Origin of the sequence: Methylobacterium sp. WL7 (genome assembly GCF_008040085.1) — a bacterium.
In the GTDB taxonomy this organism is placed as follows: Bacteria; Pseudomonadota; Alphaproteobacteria; order Rhizobiales; family Beijerinckiaceae; genus Methylobacterium; species Methylobacterium mesophilicum.
In genome coordinates, this window is sequence record NZ_VRVG01000321.1 from 1 (window position 1) to 1098 (window position 1098).

1 pseudogene is annotated in these 1098 nt (G+C 67.8%); it reads left to right on the forward strand.

Going from position 1 to position 1098, the window contains the following annotated elements:
• Window positions 1-49: 49 nt before the first annotated feature.
• Window positions 50-1098 (forward strand): annotated as a pseudogene (locus tag FV233_RS29545) (IS701 family transposase); the annotation flags it as partial.

Here is a 1098-nt window from a genome sequence, read left to right on the forward strand (position 1 = left end):
CTAGCATTACAGTTGCATTTTTGGCGAGGTTCTGACTCTCTGCGTCACCATGATTCGCGCATCATGGACATCGGGGACCTCGATCGAGGCGACGTTGGAGTTCTGGGCCTCGTCGCTGCGGGAGGTGAAGGGACGGTTGCGCCCGCTGTTTACGCAGAAGCGGGTCGCGGCCCCGACCGGGGCATTCCTGGACGGACTGCTCGGCGCGGAGCGGCGCAAGACGGGTTGGATGCGGGCGGAAGCCGCTGGCGATCCCGGGCCCTGGCGTCAGCAAGCGGTGCTCGGGCGCGGACGCTGGGATGCGGATGCTCTGCGCGACGTGGTGCGGGACTATGCCCCGGAGACCCTGGCTGACCCGGACGCGGTTCTGGTTCTCGACGATCCTTCGGCAGGCTCAGGATGAGGCCGGCTTTCTCAAGCAGGGTAAAGCCTCGTGCGGCGTGCATCGCCAGTACACCGGCTCGGCCGGCAAGATCACGAACTGTCAGATCGGCGTGTTCGCGGCCTACGCCTCGCGGCACGGTCATGCATTCATCGATCGAGCCTTGTACCTGCCCAAGACCTGGACCTCGGATCCGGCCCGATTAGCCGCCGTCCACGTGCCGGAGGGGACGAGCTTTTCGACCAAGCCGGGATTGGCGCTGGCGATGATTGAGCGGGCGATCGCCGCCGGCGTGCCGTTCTCCTGGGTGGCGGCCGACACCGTCTACGGGGTCGGCGACATCGAGATGGCGCTACGCCACGCGGGCAAGGGCTATGTGCTCGGGGTCAAGACCGATCACAGGTTCAATTCCTGGGTCGGCAAGCCGCTTGTGGCCGGCACCGCCGAGGTGATCGCCGACAGCCTCGCTCCGTCGGCCTGGGCGCGCCTGTCGGCGGGAGAGGGGACCAAGGGCGCACGACTGTACGACTGGGCCTATCGCGAGTTGGCCGACCTCGCTGGCGCCGACGACGACCAAGTCGGCGTGTGGACGCGCGGGCTCCTGATCCGCCGCAGCCTGAGCGATGGCGAGCGGGCATACTTCACGACCTGGTGCCCGGCCGGCACGCCGATCGCGACCCTGGTGGCGGTCGAGGGCCAGCGTTGGACGATCGAGG